This is a genomic window from Streptomyces sp. NPDC091271, assembly GCF_044757505.1.
In the GTDB taxonomy this organism is placed as follows: Bacteria; Actinomycetota; Actinomycetes; order Streptomycetales; family Streptomycetaceae; genus Streptomyces.
The window spans coordinates 922,592-946,607 of record NZ_JBIVVD010000001.1 but is presented as its reverse complement, the minus strand read 5'-3'; the positions used below and the strand labels follow the sequence as shown (position 1 = coordinate 946,607).

The window sequence follows — 24,016 nt, the reverse complement described above, 5'->3', positions numbered from 1 at the left end:
GCACCGACAACGCGGTCCCACACGGATCCGGCCGGGACGGTCATTCGATGATCTGCCGGCCTTCGGGCTGCGCGCTGCAGGACGCCTTGAACGCGCAGTGGGTGCAGTGCTGGCCGGTCGTGGGGGTGAACCGTTCGTCCAGGACCCGGCCGGCGGCCGTGGCCAGCAGGTCGGAGACCCATTCCCCGGAGAGGGGTTCCTGCGCCTGCACCTTGGGAAGGGCGTCGCCGCCCTCCTTCTTGGGGGCCGGCTGGCGCAGCTGGACGAGCTCGGCGCCGCCTGCGTCGGGACGGCGGCCGTCGAAGACCTCGTCGACGGCGCCTTCCCTGACCGCCAGCTGGTACACGGCCAGCTGGGGGTGGGACGCCACCTCGTCCTTGGTCGGCGCCCCCTTGCCGGTCTTGAAGTCGACGACGTACGCCCGGCCCTCACTGTCCTGCTCGACCCGGTCCATGGAGCCCCGGATGCGCACGGCGTACTCGCCCGCTTCGAGGGTGACGTCGAAGTCGTGTTCGCTCGCGGTGGGGGTACGGCCCCCGCGGTCCATGACGTGCCAGCGCAGGAAGCGTTCCAGGGCGTCGCGCGCCTGGTCCTTCTCCTGCTGCGACTTCCAGGGCGCGTCGAAGACCAGGCCGTCCCACACGGAGTCCAGGCGCTCCATCAGGACGTCCAGGTCGGCGCCCGTACGTCCGGAGGCCACCTCGTCCGCGAGCACGTGGACCACGTTGCCGAAGCCCTGGGCCGCAGTCGCCGGGGCGTCGGCCTTGACCTCCCGGCCCAGGAACCACTGGAGGGCACAGGTGTTGGCCAGCTGGTCGAGCGCGCTCCCGGAGAGCGCGACGGGGTGGTCCCGGTCGCGCAGCGGGACCTCGGAGCGGGTCGGCTCGTCGAGTCCCCACCAGCGGTACGGGTGGGCCGCGGGCACGAGCGGCTGGCCCTCGTCGTCGGTGAGCGCCGCGAGCCGGGCGAGCCGTTGCGCGGCGGCATCACGCAGGACTTCCGAGGCGGCGGGGTCGACGGTCGTCGCCCTCAGCTCGGCGACGAGCGAGGCCACCGCGAGCGGGCGGCGGGGGCGTCCGGTGACGTCCCGGGGCTCGGTGCCGAGCTCGGTGAGGAAGCGGGAGGGCTGGTCACCGTCGTCGGCGGGGGCCTTGACGGCGGTGACGATCAGGCGTTCACGGGCCCGGGTCGCGGCCACGTAGAAGAGGCGGCGCTCCTCGGCCAGGAGCGCCCCCGGGGTGAGCGGTTCGGCCAGACCGTCGCGCCCGATGCGGTCCGCCTCCAGAAGCGATCCCCGGCGGCGCAGGTCGGGCCAGAGCCCCTCCTGAACACCGGCGACGACCACCAGGCGCCACTCCAGGCCCTTGGAGCGGTGCGCGGTCATCAGACGTACGGCGTCGGGCCGCACGGACCGCCGGGACAGGGTGTCGGCGGCGATGTCCTGGGCGTCGACCTCCTCCAGGAAGTTGAGCGCGCCGCGTCCGCCGGTGCGCTCCTCGGCGCGTGCCGCGGTGTCGAAGAGGGCGCATACGGCGTCGAGGTCCCGGTCGGCGTTCCGGCCGCCCGCACCGCCGCGCAGCGCCGCCCGCTCGAGACGGCCGGGCCAGGGGGTGCCGTTCCACAGGGTCCACAGGGCCTCCTCGGCGGTGCCGCCGCTCTCCAGGAGTTCACGTGCCGTGTGCAGGAGCGCGCCGAGCCGCTGCGCTCCGCGGGCGTACGCCGGATCGTGTGTGGCCAGGCGCTCGGGCTCGGCGAGCGCCCGGGCGAGCAGCTCCCCGGACGGCGGCGGTACGCGGTTCCCTGCGGCCCGCTCCTCGTCGCGCAGGGCCCGGCCGAGACGGCGCAGGTCGGCGGCGTCCATGGAGCCGAGGGGCGAGGTGAGAAGGGTGAGGGCGGTCTCGGTGTCGAGCGGGCCGCGCGCTTCCCCGCCGGCTCCGGCCCCGTCGTCCGGGTCCTCGGGCGCGGCGGGGTGCATGGCCGCCGTGGCGACGGTGCGCAGGGCGGTCAGGAGCGGGGCGACCGCAGGCTCGTGACGGAGCGGGAGATCGTCGCCGTCCACCTCCAGAGGGACCCCCGCGGAGGTGAGCGCCCGGCGCACGGCCGGGATCGAACGCCCGCCGGCGCGTACGAGGACCGCCATGTCCCTCCAGGGCACGCCCTCTTCCAGGTGCGCGCGCCGGAGCAGGTCGGCGATGTTCTCCAGCTCGGTCGAGGGCGTCGGGTAGGTGTACGTCTCGACACGGCCGCCTCCGCGCACGGCGGACAGCTCGCGGTGGGCGCGGACCTTGGCCGAGGGCAGGCGGGTGAGCGGCATCCGGCGGGTGAGCAGCCGGGTGGCCTCGAGCAGCTTCGCGCCGGAGCGGCGGGAGGTCGTGAGGACCCCGACGGGCGCGGGAGCGCCGTCGGCACGGCGGAAGGTGTCCGGGAAGTCGAGGATGCCGTTCACATCGGCGCCCCGGAAGGCGTAGATCGACTGGTCGGGGTCGCCGAAGGCGATCAGTGTCCGGCCGCCGCCGGTGCCCGGCGCGGCGCCGCCCTGGTTCCCGGCCAGCGCGTGCAGCAGCCGCACCTGGGCGGGGTCCGTGTCCTGGTACTCGTCGACGAGGACCACGTCGTAGCTCCGGGCCAGCTCCGCCGCCACCTCCGGCCGTTCGGCGAGCAGGACCGCCCGGTGGACCAGTTCCGCGTAGTCGAGGACACCCTGGGCGTCGAGGACGTCCAGGTACTCGGCGAGGAACTGGGCGGCGGCGCTCCAGTCCGGGCGGCCCGTGCGGCGGGCGAAGGCGGCCAGTGCGTCCGGGCCCAGGCCCAGCTCGCGGCTGCGGGCCAGCACCGCGCGCACCTCGTCGGCGAAGCCCCGGGTGGTCAGGCACGCGCGCAGCTCGTCCGGCCAGCGGACATGGGCGAGCCCCGCCTGCTCCAGGCCGAGTTGTCCGGCGAGGAGTTCACGGACGGTGACGTCCTGCTCCGGCCCGGAGAGCAGGCGCAGCGGATCGGCGAACAGGTCGGCGTCCTGGTGGGCACGGACCAGGGCGTAGCAGTACGAGTGGAAGGTGGTGGCCTGCGGGCCCCGGGTGGAGCCGAGCCGGGCGGCCATCCGGTCGCGGAGTTCGACCGCCGCCTTGCGGCTGAAGGTGAGGACGAGGATGCGCGCGGGGTCGGTCCCACGGGCCACACGCCGGGCCACCGTCTCGACCAGCGTCGTGGTCTTGCCCGTGCCGGGACCGGCGAGGACCAGCAGCGGGCCGTCCCGGTGGTCAACCACGGCCCGCTGCGGTGCGTCCAGGAGAGGGGGGCCCACGGATCCCGGCGGCGTGCGCACCAGCCGGTACGCGCCCGGGGCCCGCCGCCGTGCCTGACGGTGCGGGCTGTTCCGGGTGGTGAAGGAGGAGCTCACGTGGATCGCCGGTCCTGGTGGGTGTACTGGGTCTGCGCGGTGGCCGGCCATGGGGTGACGGCCCGGGTGTGACGCCTGCTGGTGTCCGACGGGTCCCCGGTGCGGGCGGCCCGGTCGTGACGGAAACGGACGGACGGATGAGGGAGCGGAGCGTGCCGCGTGTGGACGACGCTACGCCAGCGGCGAGGCGGACAGCGGGCGGTGGGGCGCGTCGCCCGTCACATACGGACCCACCGGTGAGCCCCTCTCACCGGCCAGCCGCCTGTCCCGGCGGGGCACGATGGCGGAAGCTGTCAGATGTGAGCTTCGTCGCCCGGACCACCGGCCACGCCGTCCCATCTGGCGCGCTTCATGTCGAGGCGCGGGACATGCCCTCCCGCGGCGCGCGGGGCCCCTCTCATCGGCGTGCCCTCCTCGCGGTAGTGGCCGAGCGCCCGCAGTTCATGGCCCGGCAGCAGCAGTCCGTCGGCGCGCACGACACGCCACCAGGGCGCCGCGGAGCCGTACAGGGCCATCACCCGGCCGACCTGTCTCGGCCCGCCGTCACCGAGCCACTCCGCGACATCGCCGTACGTCATGACCCGGCCGGGCGGGATCAGGTCCGCCACGTCCAGGACCCGCTCGGCGTAGACGGGCAGCTCGGCGGTCACGGGGAGGGGCGGCACGTCCCCGGTCCGGCCGCTGCCTCTCGTCCGGTCTTCGCTCATCCGCCCCATCCTGCCGTACGCCACCGACAACCGGGGCTGTGCCGGGCCGCTCCGGTCGGACACCGCGCGCGCGGCGGCGAAGCCGCGTATGTTGCGCATCGCGCCCGCGCAATGCACCCTGATGCCCCCCTCTGTCTGCAGGCCGTGCCACCATCATGCGGGCGGTGACCGGTGATACGAGAACACGAAGATTCGTCAGAGGCTAAGGAGCAGGGCGTGCAGCCACCGAAGGCGGCGGGCGCCTCTGACGCCGAGCCGCGCCCGGACGCGCCCGACGTCCCTGGTTCCGGCGGCCCCGGTGCACCCGATTCCGGGAAGATCCCCAGGGCGTCGGAGAAGACTCCCGGGACGTCCGAAGAGACCCCTGGAGCGTCCGCGGAGCACCTCGCGGGCTCGACACTCGCGTCGGCCGGCACGGGACTGACGGACCGCGTATCCGGCGACGAGCCCCTGCTGCCCGCCCGGGTCCACCGCCCCTCCGATCTGCTGCGGCTCCTCATCGGGGTCCTCGCGATCGCTCTGCTGTTCTCCGTCGCCGCGTTCGCCCAGGGGACCACCACCGGCCTCGAGGACGACATCTCCAAGGGCACCGACCAGGCCCCCGATCTGCTGATCAAGATCGCGGGCCTGGTGTCCAGCATCGCCGTGCTCCTCGTGCCGGTCGCCTTCGCGATCGAGCGTCTGGTGAAACGCGACGGGCTGCGGATCGCGGACGGGGTGCTCGCCGCCGTACTGGCGCACGGGGTGACCCTGGCCACCGACCTGTGGGTCGCCAGGTCGGCGTCCGGGACGATCCGGGACGCCCTGACCCAGCCCCAGCCCGGTGACGCGCTCACCGACCCCGTGCACGGATATCTCGCTCCCGTCATCGCCTATATGACGGCGGTCGGGATGGCCCGCAGACCTCGCTGGCGGGTCGTCCTGTGGGTGGTGCTGCTCCTGGACGCCTTCGCGATGCTGGTCGGCGGTTACACCACCCCGTTCTCGATCGTCCTCACCGTGCTGATCGGCTGGACCGTGGCGTACGGCACGCTGTACGCGGTCGGCTCGCCGAACGTCCGTCCGACCGGCCAGCATCTGATGGCCGGTCTGCGCCACGTCGGCTTCCGTCCGGTCGCCGCGATGCGCACGGAGGACGCTCCCGACAACATCGACCAGAGCGACCGGGGCCGCCGCTATCTGGTGACCCTGGAGGACGGGCCACCGCTGGACGTCACGGTCGTCGACCGTGAACAGCAGGCCCAGGGGTTCTTCTACCGGGTGTGGCGCAGGCTCACCCTGCGCAGCATCACCCAGCGACGCTCCATCCTGTCCCTGCGCCAGGCCCTGGAGCAGGAGGCACTCCTCGCGTACGCGGCGATCGCCGCCGGAGCCAACGCGCCCAAGCTGATCGCCACGTCCGAGCTCGGCCCCGACGCCGTGATGCTCGTGTACGAGCACATCGGCGGGCGCTCGCTGGACGCGATGGAGGACGAGGAGATCACCGACGACCTGGTGCGGGGCGCCTGGCGCCAGGTGCGGGCGCTCCAGTCGCGGCGGATCGCGCATCGCAGGCTCACCGGGGACGCCATTCTGGTGGACGGTTCCGGCACGGTGTTCGTCACGGACCTGCGGGGCGGCGAGATCGCCGCCGGCGACCTGGTCCTGCGCATGGACGTCGCCCAGCTGCTCACCACCACCGGTCTGCGTGTGGGCGCCGAACGGGCCGTCGAGGGGGCGCTCGCCGTGCTCGGTCCCGACGCCGTCGCCGACTGCCTGCCGCTGCTCCAGCCGATCGCGCTGAGCCGCTCCACCCGGGCGACGCTGCGCAGGATCGCCCGGGAGCGTTCGCAGCGCGAGCGTGAGGCGGTGCTGGAGGCCTCGCAGGCGGCGAAGCAGACCAAGGCGGAGGAACACGGCTCGGAGACCAGCGACCGCAAGGCCGTCCGCAAGTCGCTGCGCACGGAGAAGCAGGCCGAGAAGCGGGCGATAGACGACGCTCTGGAAGAGGCCCGCGAGGAGGACATGCTGGCCCAGATCCGCCGCCAGGTGCTGCTGATCAGGCCGCAGGCGCCGGTCGAACCGGTCCGCCTGGAGCGCATCAAGCCGCGCACCCTCTTCAGCTTCATCGCGGGTTCCATCGCCGCGTACTTCCTGATCTCCCAGGTCACCGAGGCCGATTTCGGCACGGTGGTGGAGCAGGCGGAGTGGGGCTGGGTGGCGGCCGCGCTGGGCTTCTCGGCTCTGAGCTATGTCGCCGCGGCCATGAGCCTGCTCGGCTTCGTGCCCGAGCGGGTGCCCTTCGGGAAGACCGTGCTGGCACAGGTGGCCGGGTCGTTCGTGAAGATCGTGGCACCGGCGGCGGTCGGCGGTGTGGCGCTGAACACGCGCTTCCTGCAGCGCGCCGGGGTGCGCCCGGGACTCGCCGTCGCGAGCGTGGGCGCCTCCCAGCTGTTCGGCCTCGGCTGCCACATCCTGCTGCTCGCCCTGTTCGGTTATCTGACCGGCACGGAGAAGACCCCCGACTCGCTCACCCCGTCGAGGACGGTCATCGCGGGACTGCTCACGGTCGCCGTGCTCGTGCTGGTGGTGACCGCGATCCCGTTCCTGCGGAAGTTCGTCGTCACCCGGGTACGGTCGCTGTTCGCCGGCGTGGTCCCCCGCATGCTCGACGTGGTGCAGCGCCCGCAGAAGCTGATCACCGGCATCGGCGGCATGCTGTTGCTGACCGGGCTGTTCGTCCTCTGCCTCGACGCGTCGATCCGCGCGTTCAGCGGTCCGGACGTCCCCCAGCTCAGTTACGCCAGCATCGCCGTGGTCTTCCTCGCGGGCAACGCCATCGGGTCCGCGGCGCCCACCCCGGGCGGTATGGGCGCCGTCGAGGGCGCGCTGACCCTGGGTCTGATCGCGGTGGGGCTGCCGAAGGAGGTCGCGGCGCCGGCCGTGCTGCTGTACCGCGTGATGACGCTCTGGCTGCCGGTCCTTCCCGGCTGGATCTGCTTCAACCAGCTGACCCGTAAGGAAGAGCTCTAGAACGTACGCGCGAGGGCGTGCCACCCGCATGGACGACGCCCCGCGCGGACCACCGCGCCCCGCCGCACGATGGGGTCATGAGGACCTCCCCCGCTCTGCGTGCCGCCGCCCTCGCCGCCACCGCCACCGTGCTGCTGCCACTGGCGGCGTGTTCGGACGACGGGGACGACGGAGGTACGGGAAGTGCGAGGCCGTCGGCCGCGTCGACGGCCTCCCCGACGGCGACGGCGGAGGAGCTGTCCTCCCAGAAACTCGACTGGAAGCCGTGCACGGCCCCCGACCGGGCCCAGGGCAGCGGCACGTCCCCCTCGCCACTACCGGGCGGGACGTCGTGGGAGTGCTCCTTCATGGACGTACCCCTCGACTACGCGGACCCGGAGGGCCGGACCATCGAACTGGCGCTCATCCGCGCGGCCGCACGGAACAAGGACCGGCGGATCGGTTCGCTGATCTTCAACTTCGGCGGCCCCGGGGGCTCCGGTGTCGCCACGCTGCCGTCGTTCGGCACCGCGTACGACGCGCTCCGCACCCGCTACGACCTGGTGAGCTTCGACCCGCGCGGGGTCGGCCGCAGCGAGGGCGTCGAGTGCTCGGACGACAGCACGCTGGACGAGCGTTACGAGCAGGACGGGACCCCGGACGACGCCGAGGAGGAGAAGGCGTTCGTCGAGGACCAGAAGTCCTACATCGCGGACTGCGAGGAGAACTCCGGGGACGAGCTGCCCTATGTCGGCACGACGAACGCGGCCCGGGACATGGATCTGCTGCGCCAGGTGCTCGGTGACGACAAGTTGTACTACTTCGGGATCTCGTACGGCACCGAACTGGGCGGCGTCTACGCCCACCTGTATCCCAAAAGGGTCGGCCGGGCCGTCCTGGACGCGGTGGTCGATCCGACGGAGGACTCCCTGAAGTCCTCACTCGGCCAGGCGGAGGGTTTCCAGCTCGCCCTGGACAACTTCACCGCCGACTGCGCCGAGCGCGACGACTGCAGGCTCCCGGGTGCCACCTCCAAGGAGGTCCAGGACTGGATCGCCGCTCTCCTGGCCAAGCTGGAGAAGACGCCCGTCCCGGGGCTCGGCGACCGGAAGCTGACCGAGACCCAGGCCACCACCGGCATCGCCTCGGCCCTCTACTCCAAGGAGACCTGGCCGTTGCTCGAACAAGGCCTCGACGAGGCGGACGGCAGGAACGGCGGACTACTGCTCGCGCTCGCCGACTCGCTGAACGGCCGCTCCGAGGACGGGCACTACGACAACTCGAACGCCGCCAACGCCGCCATCAACTGCGCGGACTCCGAGCAGCGGTTCACCCTGGAGCAGACCAGGAAGGCGCTCCCCGCATTCCGTAAGGCCTCCCCCGTGTTCGGCGACTACCTCGGCTGGGGGCTGATGGCCTGCACCGGCTGGCCCGTCGCGGGCGCCTGGGACACCCCGGACGTCAGCGCGCCCGGTTCGGCCCCGATCCTGGTGATCGGCAACACCGGGGACCCGGCGACGCCGTACGCCGGAGCGAAGGCGATGGCCGCCGAGCTCGGCAAGGGAGTCGGGGTCGAGCTGACGTACAAGGGCGAGGGGCACGGGGCGTACAACGGCGGCAGCACCTGCGTGCAGCGGGCCGTGGACGGCTATCTGCTCGAAGGGAAGGTCCCGAAGTCGGGAACGGTCTGCGAGTGACCGCTCGTTGAACGGCCGGACACCGGTGACAGCCCGGCCGCCGCCGGGCGGCCTTCGGGCACGGGGCCTTCGGGCACGGGGCCTTCGGGCACGGGGGAGGAAGCGCGCATGCGCGTACGTGGACGGGCGCGTGGAAGCGCGGCGCTCGCCGGGGCGGCTCTGCTGCTGACGACGGCGGTCCTGACGGGGTGTGACGACGGCCCGGCACCACCGCAGTCGTCCAAGGGCGCCTCTCCGGGGGCCTCAGGGGCTTCGTCCCGGGCACCCGGCCCGTCCCGGCCCCTGGACTGGAAGCGCTGCGACGCCCCGGAGGGCGGCACCGCGCCGGGCCCCGCCTGGCGGTGCGCCACGCTCGACGTCCCCCTGGACCACGCACGGCCGGACGGGAGGACGATCGGCATCGCGCTGATCCGCAAGGCGGCCACGAGGAAGAGCGAGCGGCTCGGTTCGATGCTGTTCAACTTCGGCGGCCCCGGAGGCTCAGGAGTCGGCATCCTGCCGCGCGCCGCAGCTTCGTACAAGGAGCTCAACACCCGCTACGACCTGGTGGGCTTCGACCCCCGCGGGGTCGCGGCCAGTGCGGGGGTCCGCTGCCGCGGCGACAAGGAGCAGGAGACGGCCTACCGGGAGATCGACATGACCCCGGACACCCCGGCTGAGGAGTCCGCGTTCATCGGGGACGGCAGGGACTTCGGCGCCGGCTGCGAGCGTCTCTCCGCCGCGGTGCTCCCCCACGTCGGCACGGTGAACGCCGCCCGGGACATGGACGCGATCCGCCGGGCACTCGGCGACGAGAAGCTGTCGTACTTCGGCATCTCTTACGGTACGGAGCTCGGCGGGACCTACGCGCACCTCTTCCCCGGGACCGTGGGGAGGGTCGTGCTGGACGCCGTGGTCGACCCGACGGCCGACTCGGTGGGACACGCCCGTAATCAGGCGACGGGATTCCAGCGGGCCCTGGAGAACTATCTGAAGGACCGCGGCCAGGACCCGACAGCCGGCACCCGTCGGATAGCGGAGCTGCTGGAGCGGATCGACCAGGACCCGCTGCCGACCTCCTCCGGGCGCGAACTCAACGAATCGCTCGCCGTCACCGGCATCGTGGCCCCCCTCTACTCGAAGAGCGGCTGGCCCACCCTGACAGCCGCGCTCGACGAGGCGGAGGACAGGGGCACGGGCGACGGACTCCTCCAACTGGCCGACTCGTACAACGGCCGCGACGGGAAGGGGCACTACGACACCCAGAGCCACTCCCAGCGGGCGATCTCGTGCGCCGACGCCAAGGCGAGGCCGACGGCTGCCGAGGCCCGGGCGCTGCTCCCCGAATTCCGGGAGCTGTCACCGGTCTTCGGCCCGTTCCTGGCCTGGGACACGGCCGGCTGGTGTGCGGGGTGGCCGGTCGAAGGGGAGCACGACACCCCGGAGGCGAGCGCTCCGGGTGCCGCCCCGATCCTGGTCATCGGCACGACCGGCGACCCGGCGACCCCGTACGAGGGCGCGCAGCGGATGGCGGACGAACTGGGCGAGGGGGTCGGCGTCACGCTGACCAACAAGGGCGAGGGACACGGATCCTACGGCGAGAGCGCCTGCGTGACCTCGCTCGTCGACGCCTACTTCCTCGAGGGGAAGGTCCCGGCGGACGGACGCACCTGCTCCTGAGCCCCGGATACGCGAAGGGACCGGCTCCCCTCGGAGCCGGCCCCTTCGTACGTCACGTTCGCAGGTCTAGTAGACCGGCTTCTCGGGCTCGACCTGGTTGACCCAGCCGATGACGCCGCCGCCGACGTGCACCGCGTCGGCGAAGCCCGCCGACTTGAGGACCGCGAGGACCTCGGCGCTGCGGACGCCGGTCTTGCAGTTCAGGACGATGCGCCTGTCCTGCGGAAGGTCCTGGAGGGCGGTGCCCATCAGGAACTCGTTCTTCGGGACCAGCCGGGAGCCCGGGATCGAGACGATCTCGTACTCGTTCGGCTCGCGGACGTCGATGATCTCGATCTTCTCGTCGCCGTCGATCCACTCCTTGAGCTGCTTGGGAGTGATCGTGGAACCGGCCGCCGCCTCCTGGGCCTCCTCGGACACGACGCCGCAGAAGGCCTCGTAGTCGATGAGCTCCGTGACGGTGGCGTTCGGGCCGCAGACCGCGCAGTCGGGGTCCTTGCGGACCTTGACCTGGCGGTACTGCATCTCCAGCGCGTCGTAGATCATCAGACGGCCGACCAGCGGGTCACCGATACCGGCGAGCAGCTTGATGGCCTCGTTGACCTGGATGGAGCCGATGGACGCGCAGAGCACGCCCAGGACACCGCCCTCGGCGCAGGACGGAACCATGCCGGGGGGCGGCGGCTCCGGGTAGAGGCAGCGGTAGCAGGGGCCGTGCTCGGACCAGAACACGGACGCCTGGCCGTCGAAGCGGTAGATCGAGCCCCAGACGTACGGCTTGTTCAGCAGGACCGCGGCGTCGTTGACGAGATAGCGGGTGGCGAAGTTGTCCGTGCCGTCCACGATCAGGTCGTACTGCGCGAAGATGTCCATCACGTTCTCGGCTTCGAGCCGCTCCTCGTGAAGGACGACGTTCACCAGCGGGTTGATACCCAGCACCGAGTCCTTGGCCGACTGGGCCTTGGACCGGCCGATGTCGGCCTGACTGTGGATGATCTGGCGCTGCAGGTTCGACTCGTCGACCTCGTCGAACTCCACGATGCCGAGCGTGCCGACACCGGCCGCGGCCAGGTACATCAGGGCCGGCGAGCCGAGGCCGCCGGCGCCGACACAGAGCACCTTCGCGTTCTTCAGCCGCTTCTGTCCGTCCATCCCGACATCCGGGATGATCAGGTGGCGGGAGTACCTGCGGACCTCATCGACGGTGAGCTCAGCAGCTGGCTCGACCAGGGGTGGCAGCGACACAGGAACCTCAACAATGCAGGTGGTCGGTTTCTACGTACTTCATCTACGTACGGTTGTTCTCCCGTAACACTGCCACGCCGCTCCTCATTCCGAGATACCAGGTCCGATCCGCGAGACGAATTCGTCCCAGTAGCTGGGCAGTGCCGCAAATGGATCGGTTTGCCCCTTCGCGCCGTCCCGGTCCGTGAAGAAGATCGTGCCCGCGCCCTGCCATCGGGCGATGCGCAGGGCCTCCTCCAGATGTGTGCGCGGGACCCCGTGGACGAAGTGCGCGAACCGGCCTGGTTCGTACGCGGCGGTCCACTCGGCCACCTGGGACCAGCGGTAGTCGGCCCACGGCCCCCGGAAGGTGACCAGTTGATCGGCGGCCTCGGCGTAGCCGGGGTGCGGGTGGGTGCCGTGGCCCAGGACCAGCCGCCCGCCCTCCTCGTCCGCGCTGTCACTGTCGGCCAGCAGCGCGGAGAGGGTACTTGTCAGCCGGCGGACCGCTTGGAGCCCGTCACGTCCCTCCGGGCAGCGGTCCAGATAGAAGCCGCCGACGCGGTACCAGTCCAGGTAGGACTGGGCGTCGGCGATCAGCTCACCGAAGGGACGGCCGCCGAAGGCCAGGTCGAGCTGGCCCAGCAGCCGGCCCCCCGAGGCCCGGACGGCGTCCTCGGGCGCCTCTCCGTGCAGAGCCCGCTCTCGGGCGTTGCGCAGTCGCCCGGCGGCCTCCAGACAGTGCGGGTCGGGCCGGGCGCCCGGCCCGTTGTCGATGTTGAGGACGGCCCAGTGCAGCGGCGTGCCCGGCCGGTTGAGCCCGGCCCATTCGGCGGGCGCGAGCAGCGGGTGCGCGTATCCGGGCACGCCGACGCCGAGCTGTTCCGCCCCGCCGGTCCGCAGTGTGGAGCCGGTGCTGGTCAGATGCGGCACGCCGCCTCCATCCAGATGTCCGCGAGGGACTCCTCCAGATTGATACGGGGGCGCCAGCCGAGCCGGTCCCGGGCGGTGCGCACATCGGCCTGCTGCCAGGCGCCGCAGCCGTCGGGATAGGGGGACGGGGTCGCGGCGAGGTGCTCCACGACCGATTCCGAGGAAGCACGGGGGGCGCCGATGGGGAGCCGGCCGGGGGGTGTGTCGAGCTCGTGGAGCGCGCCGGCGTAACCGGCGACCCTGGCGAGGACCGCCGCCGCGTCACGCAGCCGTACGGCCCGGCCGGTGCCGATGTTGACGACGCCCTGGGCAGCGGAGAGCGAGGCGGCGTGCACGGCACGCGCCACATCGCGTACGTCGACGAAGTCGCGCTGCACGCCGAGGCCGCTGAGCTTGAGCTCGGGGTCACCGGTCTGCATGGCGCGCCGCATGGTCTCGGCGAGCCGGCCGAGCGGGGAGCCGGCCGGGGTCCCGGGGCCCACCGGCGAGAAGACCCGCAGGACGACCGCGTCCAGGCCGGAGCCGAGGACCAGCTCGGTGGCGGCGAGCTTGCTGACGCCGTACGGACCTCCCGGACGGGGTACGGCGTCCTCGGCGGTGGACGAGCCGGGCTGCGAGGGCCCGTACTCGGACGCGCAGCCGACCTGGACGAGCCGTGCGCTGCAGCCGCTGCGGCGCATGGCCTCGCAGACGGTGGCCACGGCGACGGTGTTGTGGCGGGTCAGGTCCCGGGCCCCACCGCGGGTGGCACCCGCGCAGTTGACGACGACCCCGGGGTGGACGGCGTCCAGGAAGCGGGTGAGCGCTCCTGGGCTGCCGCCCGCGAGGTCGAAGCGCACGTCGGCGTCGTCGCCGCGGCCGAGCGCCGTGAGGTGCACGGCCGGGTCGGCGAGCAGCCGGTCGGCGACGAAGCGCCCGAGGAACCCGTTCGCTCCGAGCAGCAGAACCCTCATCGCGCGCCCCTTCGGTGCCGACGGCGAGCTGCCGGTGCGGGGGATTGGGGGGTCATGTCCGGTGTCTCCTTGAGGAAGGTGTGTGCGGTACGGGAGACCCGCGGCGTCGGCTCCGCGGGGTGGGGATAGGGGGCCCGGCTAGGCCGTGGCGTGGGCGGATGCCCGTGTGAGGGTGACCGATGCGTGGACCAGCAGCCCGAACGCGGCGATGCCGCAGGCGAGCACGGGTACGCCGCCGGGTCCGGCCGCGACGACGACGGCGTCGACGGGCCGGGCGAGGAGGCCGAGGCCGGGCAGCCGCCCGGCCAGGACCAGGAAGGGGGCCGCCACTTCCACGGCGCAGGCGGCGGCGAGTCCGGTGGCCGCGGGCTCGGGGAAACCGTGGACGGCCAGCAGCCGGGCCAGGAAGAGCAGGGCACCGAGGGCGGCAGGGCCCACGAGGGGGCCTCCCGCGCCGGGGTGGCCGAGGTCGGCGAGGAACAGCAGCGCGGTCAGCGCGCAGAGGAAGAGCGCGAGGACGCCGAAGAGCAGGGGGCGCACGCCGGCGCCGAAGTCCGACAGCCCGTGGGATCCGGCGAGCCGGCGGCGCGCGTGCGCCGCGAACAGGTGGGCGCACCAGGCCGCGGGGGCCAGGGCGAGTGCGAGCCCGAGCAGGGGGGCGGGTGCGGCGGTCCAGTGGCCGTCGGGCCCACCGCTGATGACCTGGGCGAGCAGGTCGTCGCCGTACACGACGTAGCCGAGGAGCCAGCAGACGTACAGCGTGACGCCGCCGGTGCCGTCCGGGGCGCGCAGCGGGCCGCCTCGCAGAGCGAGCCGGAGCCCGAGGAGGACGAGCACCGCCCCGGCGGCGGTCACCGCGAGCCGGGCTTCGCCGCCGAGCACTCCCTCGGTCACCCTGAGCGCCCCGGCGGTCGCGAGGCAGGCGGCGCCGGGGAGCAGCGCCGGGAGCGCCCATCCGGCCCGCGCCTCCTTGCCGGGGTCCTGCTGCGGCCCGGGGGTTCGGGGGACGGACCTGCCGGCGCCGGGGACGCGGGCGTAGAGCTCCTCCGCGAGCGAGAAGACGTCACGGTGCCGGTAGCGCGCGGCGGTCCGGTCGGTGAGCCCGTGCGCCTCCAGACCGGCGGCGATCTCCAGGGGGTCGACGGCGTGCTCGCAGAGGTCCCGGTGCCGGTGCATGAGTGCCTTCACGGGGTCCGCGGGGCCGCGCCGGACCACTGACCTGCGGGCGGGGTGGTAGGCGATCTCGGGTGCCCGGACAGCGGCACGGACCGCACCCGGGCTCTCGTCCGCCGGCTCGTCCCCGGCGTCCTGGCCCGGGGTGTCGTTCGGTCTGCCCATCGGGGCTCCTCCGTGATCGCGTCCGCTCATGCCGTCACGCATCGCCGTCACCCGCCCCGCGTGCGCCCGCGCACACGCCTTCCTCGCCGAGCGCCCAGCTCGGCACCCTGGAGGCACCGGCGGCGACCCCGGCGGGCAGGGCCACCGGCGTCCGGTCGGAGGGCAGAACACCCAGCACATGGGCCTCCGGAGGGGTGGCGAAGGGGCGCGGCGGGCCGGCCGGATCCTGCGGATCCGGCGGCGTCACCCAACGGGCCGGGGCGTGGCCCACCAGGTCGAGGTAAATGCCGCGAAATGCCGTGAGGTTCTGCTCGACGGTGAAGAGTTCGAGCGCCCTGGCGCGCGCCGCCGCGCCCAGGCGTGCGCGGCGCTCGGGGTCACGCAGGAGCGCGACGCAGGCGTCGGCGAGCGCCCGCGGATTGCGCGGGGGCACCACCAGCCCTGTACCGCCGACGACTTCGACGACGGCGCCGACGTCCGTCGATACGGTGGCCCGGGCGCAGAACATCGCTTCGACCAGGCTGATGGGAAAGCCCTCGACGACGCTGGAGAGCACGACGACGCCACCCGCGGCGTAGGCCTCCGCGAGGTCGGGCACCTCGGGGCCGCCGATCTCCTCGAAGGTGACCGGGTTGTCGCCGACGGCGTGTGCGTCCGTGGCCTCGTCGGGGAAGAGCTGGGCGGCCAGCGCCCTGCAGTGGGCGAGGTAGGTGTCAGCCTCACTCCCCTGGACGGGCGCGCCGAAGATGCGCAGCCGCGCGTCGGGCTCGGCCCTGCGCACCTCGGCGAAGGCGTGGAGCAGGGCGATCAGGTCCTTGGCGGGTTCGATCCGCCCGATCCACACCAGGGTGCCGGGGCCGCCGTCGTCGTCGCCCTCCCCCACGGCCCCGAACCGCTCCGCCTCCATGCCCGGGTAGACCGTGCGCAGCTTGCCGCGGTCGGCGCCGAACCGCTCCTGCCAGCGGCGGACATGGGTGTTGCCGGGGGTGATCAGCGCGGCCTGCCGGTAGACCTCCGAGGCGAGCAGCCCGTGGAAGTTGGCCAGCAGGGCGCGCACCGGCGCACCGAGCGGGGCTTGGGGCGCCGCGAGGTAGTGGGCCCGCAGCGGCACGCCGTGCTCCGTCACCAGCAGCGGCACCCCGAAGAAGCGTTTGGCCAGCAGTCCCGGCAGTGCGGCCGCGCCGCCGGAGGCCGCATGACAGAGATCGACCGCGCCGAGGCTGTCCTCGTCGTACCAGTCGAGGGAGAGGGGGCGCAGGGTGCGCTCCAGCTCGGCCACGAAGGCGAGGTAGTCGGGGACGGTGGCGCTGTGGACGGTCCGCCCGGTGCCCGGCGCGCGGCAGGCCGCCTCCACGATGCGTACGGCCGTCTCGGAGCGCAGGGCGTGGTGCAGACCACCGCGTTCCCGGGCCAGTTCGGCCAGGCCGTAGAGGCCTTCCGTGAAGAGGCCGGCGGCCGTCCCGACGTCCGCGCCCTCGGATTCCGGCCCCGTCTCCGTGCCGGCGCACACCGCGCCGACGAGCACCGTCATGTGCGCCGTGAAGCGCCGTCGGTCCCGTCGCCCGTAGGAGCGCCCCAGGCCGGTGGCGATCCTGCCCGTCAGGCCCCGGGGGCGGTCGGTGTGCCGGGGATCCTCCTCATGCGTCCACATCGGCGCCGTCCGCACTCTGCCGACCCGGTCGGGGAGTCTGACCCAGCCCTGTTGTTCCTGGTCAGCGGAGCGGCTGAGCGCGAAGAGGTCGAACTCGTGCTGGGGAAGGCCGCGCACCAGGCGGTCGCACCAGAGTCTGGACTCACCGGTCGCATACGGATAACCACCGTCCGTGAGGAGTCCGATCCGCACGAGCACACCCCCGATCTCCCTTGTGGGCAGCCGCCGTTGCTCGGCGACTCGCAGCGGGACGACCGTATGCGGATACATAGGCGGTGCGACGGACGGTTGTCCGTCGCACCACCGAAAGGGGTGAACCGGCGTAACTTTCCCGCCTCAGTCGCGTTCTGTTGCGATATGCGGGCGCCTGGTGACACAGAGTCAGGCTGCGGCCAGCTCCGAGCGGATCGCACGGCGGGCCGCCGCGTGTGCGGGATCGAGCGCGGGGACCGCCGCCAGGAGCTGTTTCGTGTACGGGTCCCGCGGCGATCCGTACACCTCGTCGACGACGCCCTGCTCGACGATCCGGCCCTGGCGCATCACCGCCACCCGGTCGCTGACCTGCCGCACGACGGCCAGATCGTGGGCGATGAAGACGAGTCCGATGGAGAGCTCCCGCTGGAGCTCCGCGAGGAGTGCGATCACCTGGGCCTGCGTCGTGACGTCGAGCGCGGAGACCGGCTCGTCGCACACGATCAGCTTCGGCTCGGCGGCGAGGGCGCGCGCGATGCCGATCCGCTGTCGCTGACCGCCGCTGAACTCGTGCGGATAGCGCTCGTACCGGCCGGCGTCGAGGCCGACCCTCTCCAGCAGTTCGCGCACGCGGTCCCGGATCCGGGTCTCGTCGGTCTCCCCCGCGGCCCGGAGCGGATCGGCCACGGACTCACCGATCGAGCGGCGCGGGTTGAGCGAGGCGACGGGGTCCTGGAAGACCATCTGGAGCTCGCGGCGGAACGGACGGAGGTCCCTCTCCGGCAGCGAGCCGATGTCCCTGCCGCCGTACCGCAGCCGGCCCGCCGTCGGGTCGGTCAGCCGCACCAGCATGCGTCCGAGCGTCGTCTTGCCGCTCCCGCTCTCCCCCACGATGCCGAGGGTCTCACCGGCGTGGACGGTGAGCGAGACACCGTCCACGGCGGTGACACGGCCGGAGCCCCGGCCGAACTCACGCCGCAGACCGTCCGCTTCGAGGAGCGGCACGGCGTCCTGGGTCACGGTCCTCGGGCCGGGGACGCCGGCCCGCTTCTCGTCGATCCTCGGTACGGACGCCAGGAGCTCGCGGGTGTACGGCTGCCAGGGGGCGCCCAGCACCTCGGCGACCGGGCCGCGCTCCACCGCACGGCCGTGCCGCATGACCAGGATGTCGTCCACGCTCTCCGCCGCGACGCCCACGTCGTGGGTGACCAGCAGCAGCCCCATGCCCGTCTCGCGGCGCAGGTCGTGCAGCAGGTCCAGGATCTGGGCCTGCACGGTGACGTCGAGGGCGGTGGTCGGCTCGTCCGCGACGATCAGCCGGGGTTCGCAGGCCAGGGCCATCGCGATGAGAGCGCGCTGCCGCATCCCGCCGGAGAACTCGTGCGGCCGGGACCGCGCGCGCCGGGCGGCGTCCGGGATGCCGACCCGGTCCAGCACCTCGACGGCCCGGGCCCGGGCGGCGCGCCGGGAGACGGAGTTGTGCACCCGGTACACCTCGGCGATCTGGTCGCCGACCGTGTAGTACGGGTCCAGCGAGGAGAGCGGGTCCTGGAAGACCATCGCGGCCTTCGCGCCCCGCAGCGCCCGCAGGCCGGCCTCGTCCGCCGCGCCCACGTCCGTACCGGCGACCCGGACGGTCCCGGTGACCCGGGCGCCGGTGCCCCGGTGCAGCCCGAGCAGCGCGGAGGCGGAGGCGCTCTTGCCTGAGCCGGACTCGCCGACGACGCCGAGGGCGGCGCCCGCCTCCAGGGTGAAGGAGAGCCCGTCCACGGCGCGGACGGTGCCGAAGTCGATGGTGAGGTCCTCGACCTGGACCAGCGGCGTTGTCATGACAGGACCACCCGTCGGTCGGCCGTCGCGTACAGCATGTCCGCGACGGCATTGGCGAGCACCACGAAGAAGCCGGTCACCAGCACCATGCCGACGACCACGGGCAGGTCGACGACCTTGACGGCGTGGACCAGTTCCCGCCCGATGCCCGGGATCCCGAAGAGGGACTCGGTGAGCACCGCGCCGCCGAACATGGAGCCGAAGTCCAGGGCACTGAGCGCGATCACGGGGGCGAGCGCACCACGCAGCGCGTGCCGCCCGATGATGGCGCGCTCGCTGACGCCGTAGGCGCGGAAGGTGCGCACATGATCCTCGGCGAGCGTCTCCAGCATGGAGCTGCGGGTCAGCCGGGCGTATTTGGCGGACTCGATGAGCGCCAGGGACACCCAGGGCAGCAGGAGACCCCAGGCCCACTGCTCGGGGTTCTCGCCGAAGGGCACATAGGTGGGCGACGGCAGCCACTGCAGCGTGGAGCAGAAGATGATGATGAGCAGCAGCCCGATGACGAAGACCGGGGTGGCGGTCCCGGCCAGGGTCAGCCCTGTGAGGACCCGCTCGGTGATCCGGCCCCGCCGCCAGGCGGACAGTACGCCCGTACCGACGCCGAGCAGGATCCACAGGGCGAAGGCGCCGATGACGAGCGAGCCGGTGACCGGCAGCTTGGTCAGGATCAGCCGCATGACCTGCTGGTCACTCTGGTACGAGACCCCGAGGCAGGGTGCGGAGCAGTGCTCCACGCCCGTGCCGGTGGAGAAGTCGCGCCCGGCGACGATGCCCTGGAGGAAGTGCCAGTACTGCGTGTACACGGGGTCGTCGAGCCGGAGTTGCTCCGTGACCTGGGCTACCTGGGCGGGTGAGCAGCGCGGACCGCAGGCGATCTGGGCGACGTCGCCCGGGGCGACGTAGAAGACCGCGTACAGGATGACGGTGAGGGAGAGCAGCACGAAGACGGCGCCGCCGAGCCGCCGCAGCAGGAATCCGGTCACGAGGCCTGCTCCTTCGTACGTTCCTTGCGCTCCTTGCGCTCCTTGCGTCCGGTGCCGATCCGCAGCCGGGACGCGGCCCGTGGGTCGAGTGCCGTACGGACGCCCTCGCCGAGGACGGTCAGCGCGAGCACGGTGACGAAGAGCAGCCCGGCGGGCAGCAGGAGATAGGTGGGGGCCGACTGGTACCAGGTGTCGGCCTCGGTGAGCATCTGCCCCCAGGAGGGTGTGGGCGGCTTGATGCCGACGCCGAGGAAGGACAGGGCCGCCTCGACGGTGATGTTGACGGGGAAGAGCAGCGCGGCGTACGTGATGACGGGCGCGGCGAGCGACGGCAGCAGTTCGCGCCGGGCGATGCTCCACCGCCCGCGGCCGCTGAGCCGTGCGGCGGAGACGAAGTCGAGCGACTTCAGGGCGAGCGCCTGGGCGCGCACGATCTTCGACGTACCCGCCCAGTTGATGCCGCCGATGACCAGCGCGATCAGGACGGGCCTGGGGAAGGAGGACGGCACGATCGCGAGCAGGCCCAGGGCGATGACCATGAGCGGCAGGGCGACGTTGATGTCGGTGATCCGGCTGAGGACCTGGTCGACCAGACGGTTGCCGAGGGCGGCCGCGAGCCCCACCACCACGCCGATGGCGACCTGGAGGACGGTGGCCGCGACGGCCACGCCGAGCGAGACCCGGGCCCCGTAGACGACGCGGGCGAAGAGGTCGCGGCCGGTCTGCGGTTCGACGCCGAACCAGTGGTCCGCGCCGATGCCGCCGAAGGAGCCGATGGGGACCCCGCCGGCCGCCGAGTCGACGAGGCCGGGGTGGTAGGTGTCGGGGTCCTGGCCCGCGAGCGCGGCGAGCAGGGGCGCACCGATCGCGGTCAGGAAGAGCAGGAGGACCACGGCCGCCGCGACGGTGGCCGCGCGCTGGGCGCGCAGCCTCCGCCAGAACTGCCGGGCCCCCGAGGCGGGGGCGGCGACCTGCGCCGCTCCCGCCTCCTGGACCAGAAGTGCTTCCGACATGGTTACTTGACCGCGGTCTGCGAGATGTCGAGGACGCCGGTCCAGTCACTGATGACCACGTTCTTGACGTCCTGGCCGAAGAGCCGCTTGTAGACCGGGTGGAAGAGCGGCACCGTCAGCGCCTTCTCGCCGATCTTCTTGTCGAGCGCGCCCCAGCGCACCGCGGCGGCGTCCAGGTCGGTGAGCTTGTTGATCTCGTCGATCTCCTTGTTGACCGACGCGTCGTCCAGGAAGCCGGTGTTGAAGTTGGCACCGTCCTTCACGATCTGGCGGCCGTCGAAGATCGGCGCGAGGAACGGACCGCCGGAGGGCCAGTCGGCACCCCAGTGGGCGAGGAAGAAGCCCGGCTCCTTGGACGCGCTGTGGATGGTGTCGGAGTAGTCGTTGCCCTCCAGCCCCTTCAGCTCGACGGTGATGCCCGCCTTCTTGAGGGCCGCCTGGAGCGCCGTGGCGATCTCCGGGCTGGTCTCGAAGTCCTTGTCGTTGGAGTGCGTGAGGGTGACCTTCAGGCCCTTCGGGTGACCGGCCTCCTTCAGCAGCTCCTTGGCCTTCGCCGCGTTGCCGGTCTCGCCCGCCGGGAAGTGGTCGTAGGCCGTGTAGCCGAAGGACTTCTGGTTCGGCAGGTAGGTGGTGGCGGGCTCGGCGAGCGAGGAGCCGCCCGCCGCGTTGATCACGGAGGAGCGGTCGACGGCGTAGGCGATCGCCTGACGCACCTTCGGGTCGTCGAACGGCTTCACCTTCGGGTTGAAGGCGATGTAGTTCGTGTAGCCGAAGTGGCCGGTGCCGACGCGGGCGGCGAGCTTCTTGTCGCCCGACACCTTGGCGAGCTCGGCCGGGCCGAGGTTGGTGTCGGTGGTGACGGCCGCGGCGTCGGCGCCCTGCGAGGCGGAGAGCCGCTGGTTGATGACGGCGGAGTCCAGGCCGGAGCGTACGTCGATCTTGTCCGGGTAGGCCTTGCGCTCCTCGTCGGTGCCGGCCGACCAGTGCTCGTTGCGCTCCAGGACGAGCCGCTCGCCGTCGTTCTCGTTCGAGACGACCTTGTACGGCCCCGAGGAGACGGGGTGCTCCTCGTACTTGGTGCCCGTGTCCCTGGCCTGGGGCACCGGGGTGGTCTGGGTCTGCGTGGCGAGGTACGGGAACTCACCCTCGGGCTTGTTCAGGTGGAAGACGATGGTCTTCTCGTCCGGCACCTCGATCGAGTCGAGGCCCTTCTTGTCCTTGTACGGGCCCTGGTAGTCGGCCCCGCCGATCAGCCAGTCGCGCAGGTAGGGCGCGCCGCCGGAGAGTTCGGCGGCGAAGGACCGCTCGATGCCGTACTTGATGTCCGCGCTGGTGATCGCGGTGCCGTCCTCGTACTTCAGCCCGTCCTTGAGGGTGTACGTCCAGACGGTGGCGTTCTTGCTGGGCGTGCCCAGGTCGGTTGCCAGGTCGGGGACGACCTCGGCGCCCGCCGCACCGTTCTCCCGGTTGCGGGTGGTGAGCGTGCGGAAGACCAGGGAGGGGACGTTGCCGCCGCCGGAGGTGTAGAGCCGCGCCGGGTCGAAGTCCTCCTGCGGGTTGCTGTTGAGGACCGTGAGCGTGCCGCCCTTCTGCGGCTTGCCCGAGGTGCCGGAGCCGCCGCTCCCCCCGTTGTCCTGGGGCCCCGCGCAGGCCGCGAGGCCGGCGACCAGGGCAAGGCTGACAGCGGCGGTGGTCGCCACGCGGCGCGATATGACGGACGGCTGACTCATCGGAAGATGACCTCTCGGTGTGCTGCGGCAGGGAGGAGGAGACATGTCCCGCGGGCGCAGCGGGTCCCGCCCCGATGACGGGAAGGGAACCGGATACCGGAATGCCGCGCCTGCGGACGGAATACGCCCGGGCGCGGCAGAGAAGGGGCCGAGGAGTCCGGAAAGGGCTCGTCAGGGGGCCGACGCGCGCTCGAGCAGGCGTCAGCGACAGAGAATGTCGGCTACGCAGTGCCCGGCCACGCCGAGGAGCGCCAGCTCAAGGGCGGCGCGCTCGGAGAATGCGGGGCTGCGTGACATGCGGAGAAATATGGACCGACCCCTCTCCCGATGTCAACGCGCACTGAGACAGCCGTCCCGCCATACGGACAGGACGGCCTCCGAGGCGGCTCAACTCCCCGGATAAACCCAGGGGTTGGGGCGACATTTGATGCCGTCCAGGTTCAGGGTCTTGGTCTGCTGCTGCATCACGGGCGCCAGAGCGCCGGGGGTGCGGCAGCTCACGTGGTTGTGTCCCAGCCGGTGGCCGACCTCGTGGTTGATCAGCATCTGACGGTAGGGCAGGAGCTTGTCCGCCCCGAAGGTCGAGGCGCCCTGCGCCCAGCGGTAGGCGTTGATCATCACGCGGTCGGTGGCGGCGGAGTCGCAGGAGACGTTGTCCTCGGTGGTGTCGAGGCCGGACTTCGCGCACCAGACGCCCGTGGTCCCCGGACTCGCGAGAGTGATGACGAAATCGGGTTCGCCGGAGGAGATCCGCTCGAAGGTCATGGTGCCGTTGTGCGCCCAACTGCGGTCGTCGTTCAGCGTCTTCTGCACCGCTTCGGCGAACAGCCCCGCGTCGAGACCCATCCCCTGTTCGACATCGATCCGGTACTGGTACTTGTCTCCCTTGCCGGGAGCCTTCGCCAGCCCCGGTACCGCCTCGAACTTTCCGGACGCCTTCAGGTCCGGCGCCAGCGGGAAGGCGGTGGCCATCTTCTGCGCGTACGACAGGGGCTTGACCTCCTGCCTCTGCACCTCGGGGGTCGCCCGGTCCACCGAACGGGAGGCGTCCTCGGAGTCCTGCCGGTCGACGCCCGTGGTCTGCGGGCCGTCCCCGGCGCTCCCGGAGTCCTGTGCCACCTGTCCGGCGACCACGACCGCGAGCACCGTGGTCACGGCGGCTGCCGCGATCCCTGTGAAAGCGCGGCCCCTGCCCCCCTTGGCCGGCGGGGTGGCCTCGTCGTCCGGAGCCTCGTCTGGTCCGCCGGGCTCCATGGGGGTCCGGGCCGTGTCCTCGGGCGGAGCCGGGGGTGCGGGACGCGAGGGTGCGGTGTCGAAGGCCTCCAGGAACTCCCTGCGCGGGCCCGGTATCAGCGCGGCGCTGCCGGTCTGCGGCCCGGCCGTGCGCCGCCCTGCCGCCTGCTGCGCCGCCCGCTGCCGCGCGATGGCGTCCTGCCTGGCCCGGAAGAGCTCTTGGGCGCCGGGGCCCTCCGGGTTCCTCCGGCCGTCGTCACCCGGTTGCGGGCCGGTCCCCCAGCCGCCGCCCGGTTCACGCTGTTCGGGGTGGCCGCCGCGCACCTGCGGGGCGTCGCGGAACGGGCTGTGGCCGTCCCGCGGAGGCGGTGTGACGGGGTCCCGCCCGCGTCGGCCGGTGCCGCGTTCCGCACCGGTGCCTGCCGCGGTCCCGGTGTCGAGCCGGGTGGCCTCGGGGCCCTTTCGACTGTGTCGTCCCACGC

At 72.5% G+C, this 24,016-nt stretch carries 16 protein-coding genes; 3 read left to right on the top strand and 13 right to left on the bottom strand.

The features are described from left to right. Positions 1-40: 40 nt before the first annotated feature. Together ACIQM3_RS04610 and ACIQM3_RS04605 are read right to left on the bottom strand one after the other, a co-directional pair. The gene (locus tag ACIQM3_RS04610) at positions 41-3,397 is read right to left on the bottom strand and encodes an ATP-dependent helicase (RefSeq protein ID WP_401618688.1); all 3,357 of its coding nucleotides are present in this window, start codon (positions 3,395-3,397) and stop codon (positions 41-43) included. Between the two features lie 293 nt (positions 3,398-3,690). After that, a complete protein-coding gene (locus ACIQM3_RS04605; RefSeq protein ID WP_401618685.1) occupies positions 3,691-4,104 on the bottom strand; it encodes an MGMT family protein in 414 nt (137 codons plus the stop codon). A 216-nt stretch (positions 4,105-4,320) separates the two neighbouring features. Here ACIQM3_RS04605 and ACIQM3_RS04600 point away from each other — a divergent pair, with 216 nt between their 5' ends. From ACIQM3_RS04600 to ACIQM3_RS04590, 3 genes are all read left to right on the top strand, one after another. Then, positions 4,321-7,116: a lysylphosphatidylglycerol synthase domain-containing protein gene (locus ACIQM3_RS04600; RefSeq protein WP_401618683.1), complete on the top strand. Its 2,796-nt coding sequence runs from the start codon at positions 4,321-4,323 to the stop codon at positions 7,114-7,116. Between the two features lie 77 nt (positions 7,117-7,193). After that, the gene (locus ACIQM3_RS04595) at positions 7,194-8,792 is read left to right on the top strand and encodes an alpha/beta hydrolase (RefSeq protein WP_401618680.1); all 1,599 of its coding nucleotides are present in this window, start codon (positions 7,194-7,196) and stop codon (positions 8,790-8,792) included. A gap of 108 nt (positions 8,793-8,900) precedes the next feature. Beyond that, positions 8,901-10,451 (top strand): alpha/beta hydrolase, encoded by a 1,551-nt coding sequence (locus tag ACIQM3_RS04590; RefSeq protein ID WP_401618677.1) that lies wholly within the window; start codon positions 8,901-8,903, stop codon positions 10,449-10,451. Positions 10,452-10,517: 66 nt separating this feature from the next. Here the strand turns inward: ACIQM3_RS04590 and moeZ are convergent, their stop codons facing one another. From moeZ to ACIQM3_RS04535, 11 genes are all read right to left on the bottom strand, one after another. Next, the gene (moeZ, locus tag ACIQM3_RS04585) at positions 10,518-11,696 is read right to left on the bottom strand and encodes an adenylyltransferase/sulfurtransferase MoeZ (protein ID WP_401618674.1); all 1,179 of its coding nucleotides are present in this window, start codon (positions 11,694-11,696) and stop codon (positions 10,518-10,520) included. Between the two features lie 84 nt (positions 11,697-11,780). Next, positions 11,781-12,608 carry a spherulation-specific family 4 protein gene (locus tag ACIQM3_RS04580; RefSeq protein WP_401618671.1) on the bottom strand — a complete coding sequence of 276 codons (828 nt, stop codon included), beginning with the start codon at positions 12,606-12,608 and terminating at the stop codon, positions 11,781-11,783. Continuing rightward, positions 12,596-13,561 carry an NAD(P)-dependent oxidoreductase gene (locus tag ACIQM3_RS04575; protein ID WP_099174603.1) on the bottom strand — a complete coding sequence of 322 codons (966 nt, stop codon included), beginning with the start codon at positions 13,559-13,561 and terminating at the stop codon, positions 12,596-12,598. Before ACIQM3_RS04575 ends, ACIQM3_RS04580 begins: the two co-directional genes overlap by 13 nt. A 138-nt stretch (positions 13,562-13,699) precedes the next feature. Then, positions 13,700-14,899: a hypothetical protein gene (locus tag ACIQM3_RS04570; protein ID WP_401618666.1), complete on the bottom strand. Its 1,200-nt coding sequence runs from the start codon at positions 14,897-14,899 to the stop codon at positions 13,700-13,702. Between the two features lie 34 nt (positions 14,900-14,933). Continuing rightward, positions 14,934-16,742, bottom strand: coding sequence for a DUF3492 domain-containing protein (locus tag ACIQM3_RS04565; protein ID WP_401619990.1), 1,809 nt, complete (start codon positions 16,740-16,742; stop codon positions 14,934-14,936). 189 nt (positions 16,743-16,931) lie between these two features. Further along, on the bottom strand, positions 16,932-18,572 hold the full coding sequence (locus ACIQM3_RS04560; RefSeq protein WP_401618663.1) for a dipeptide ABC transporter ATP-binding protein: 1,641 nt from the start codon (positions 18,570-18,572) through the stop codon (positions 16,932-16,934). After that, complete coding sequence (locus tag ACIQM3_RS04555; RefSeq protein ID WP_401618660.1) at positions 18,569-19,558, bottom strand: ABC transporter permease; 990 nt, start codon at positions 19,556-19,558, stop codon at positions 18,569-18,571. The genes ACIQM3_RS04560 and ACIQM3_RS04555 overlap by 4 nt, the downstream gene beginning before the upstream one ends. Further along, positions 19,555-20,571, bottom strand: a complete 1,017-nt coding sequence (locus tag ACIQM3_RS04550; RefSeq protein ID WP_401618657.1) for an ABC transporter permease — start codon at positions 20,569-20,571, stop codon at positions 19,555-19,557. Before ACIQM3_RS04550 ends, ACIQM3_RS04555 begins: the two co-directional genes overlap by 4 nt. Positions 20,572-20,573: 2 nt before the next feature. Further along, the gene (locus tag ACIQM3_RS04545; RefSeq protein ID WP_401618654.1) at positions 20,574-22,301 is read right to left on the bottom strand and encodes an ABC transporter substrate-binding protein; all 1,728 of its coding nucleotides are present in this window, start codon (positions 22,299-22,301) and stop codon (positions 20,574-20,576) included. Positions 22,302-22,502: 201 nt separating this feature from the next. Continuing rightward, positions 22,503-22,598 (bottom strand): Ms4533A family Cys-rich leader peptide, encoded by a 96-nt coding sequence (locus ACIQM3_RS04540; RefSeq protein WP_397697135.1) that lies wholly within the window; start codon positions 22,596-22,598, stop codon positions 22,503-22,505. A gap of 90 nt (positions 22,599-22,688) precedes the next feature. After that, on the bottom strand, positions 22,689-24,014 hold the full coding sequence (locus tag ACIQM3_RS04535; RefSeq protein ID WP_401618650.1) for a DUF3152 domain-containing protein: 1,326 nt from the start codon (positions 24,012-24,014) through the stop codon (positions 22,689-22,691). Positions 24,015-24,016: the final 2 nt, after the last annotated feature.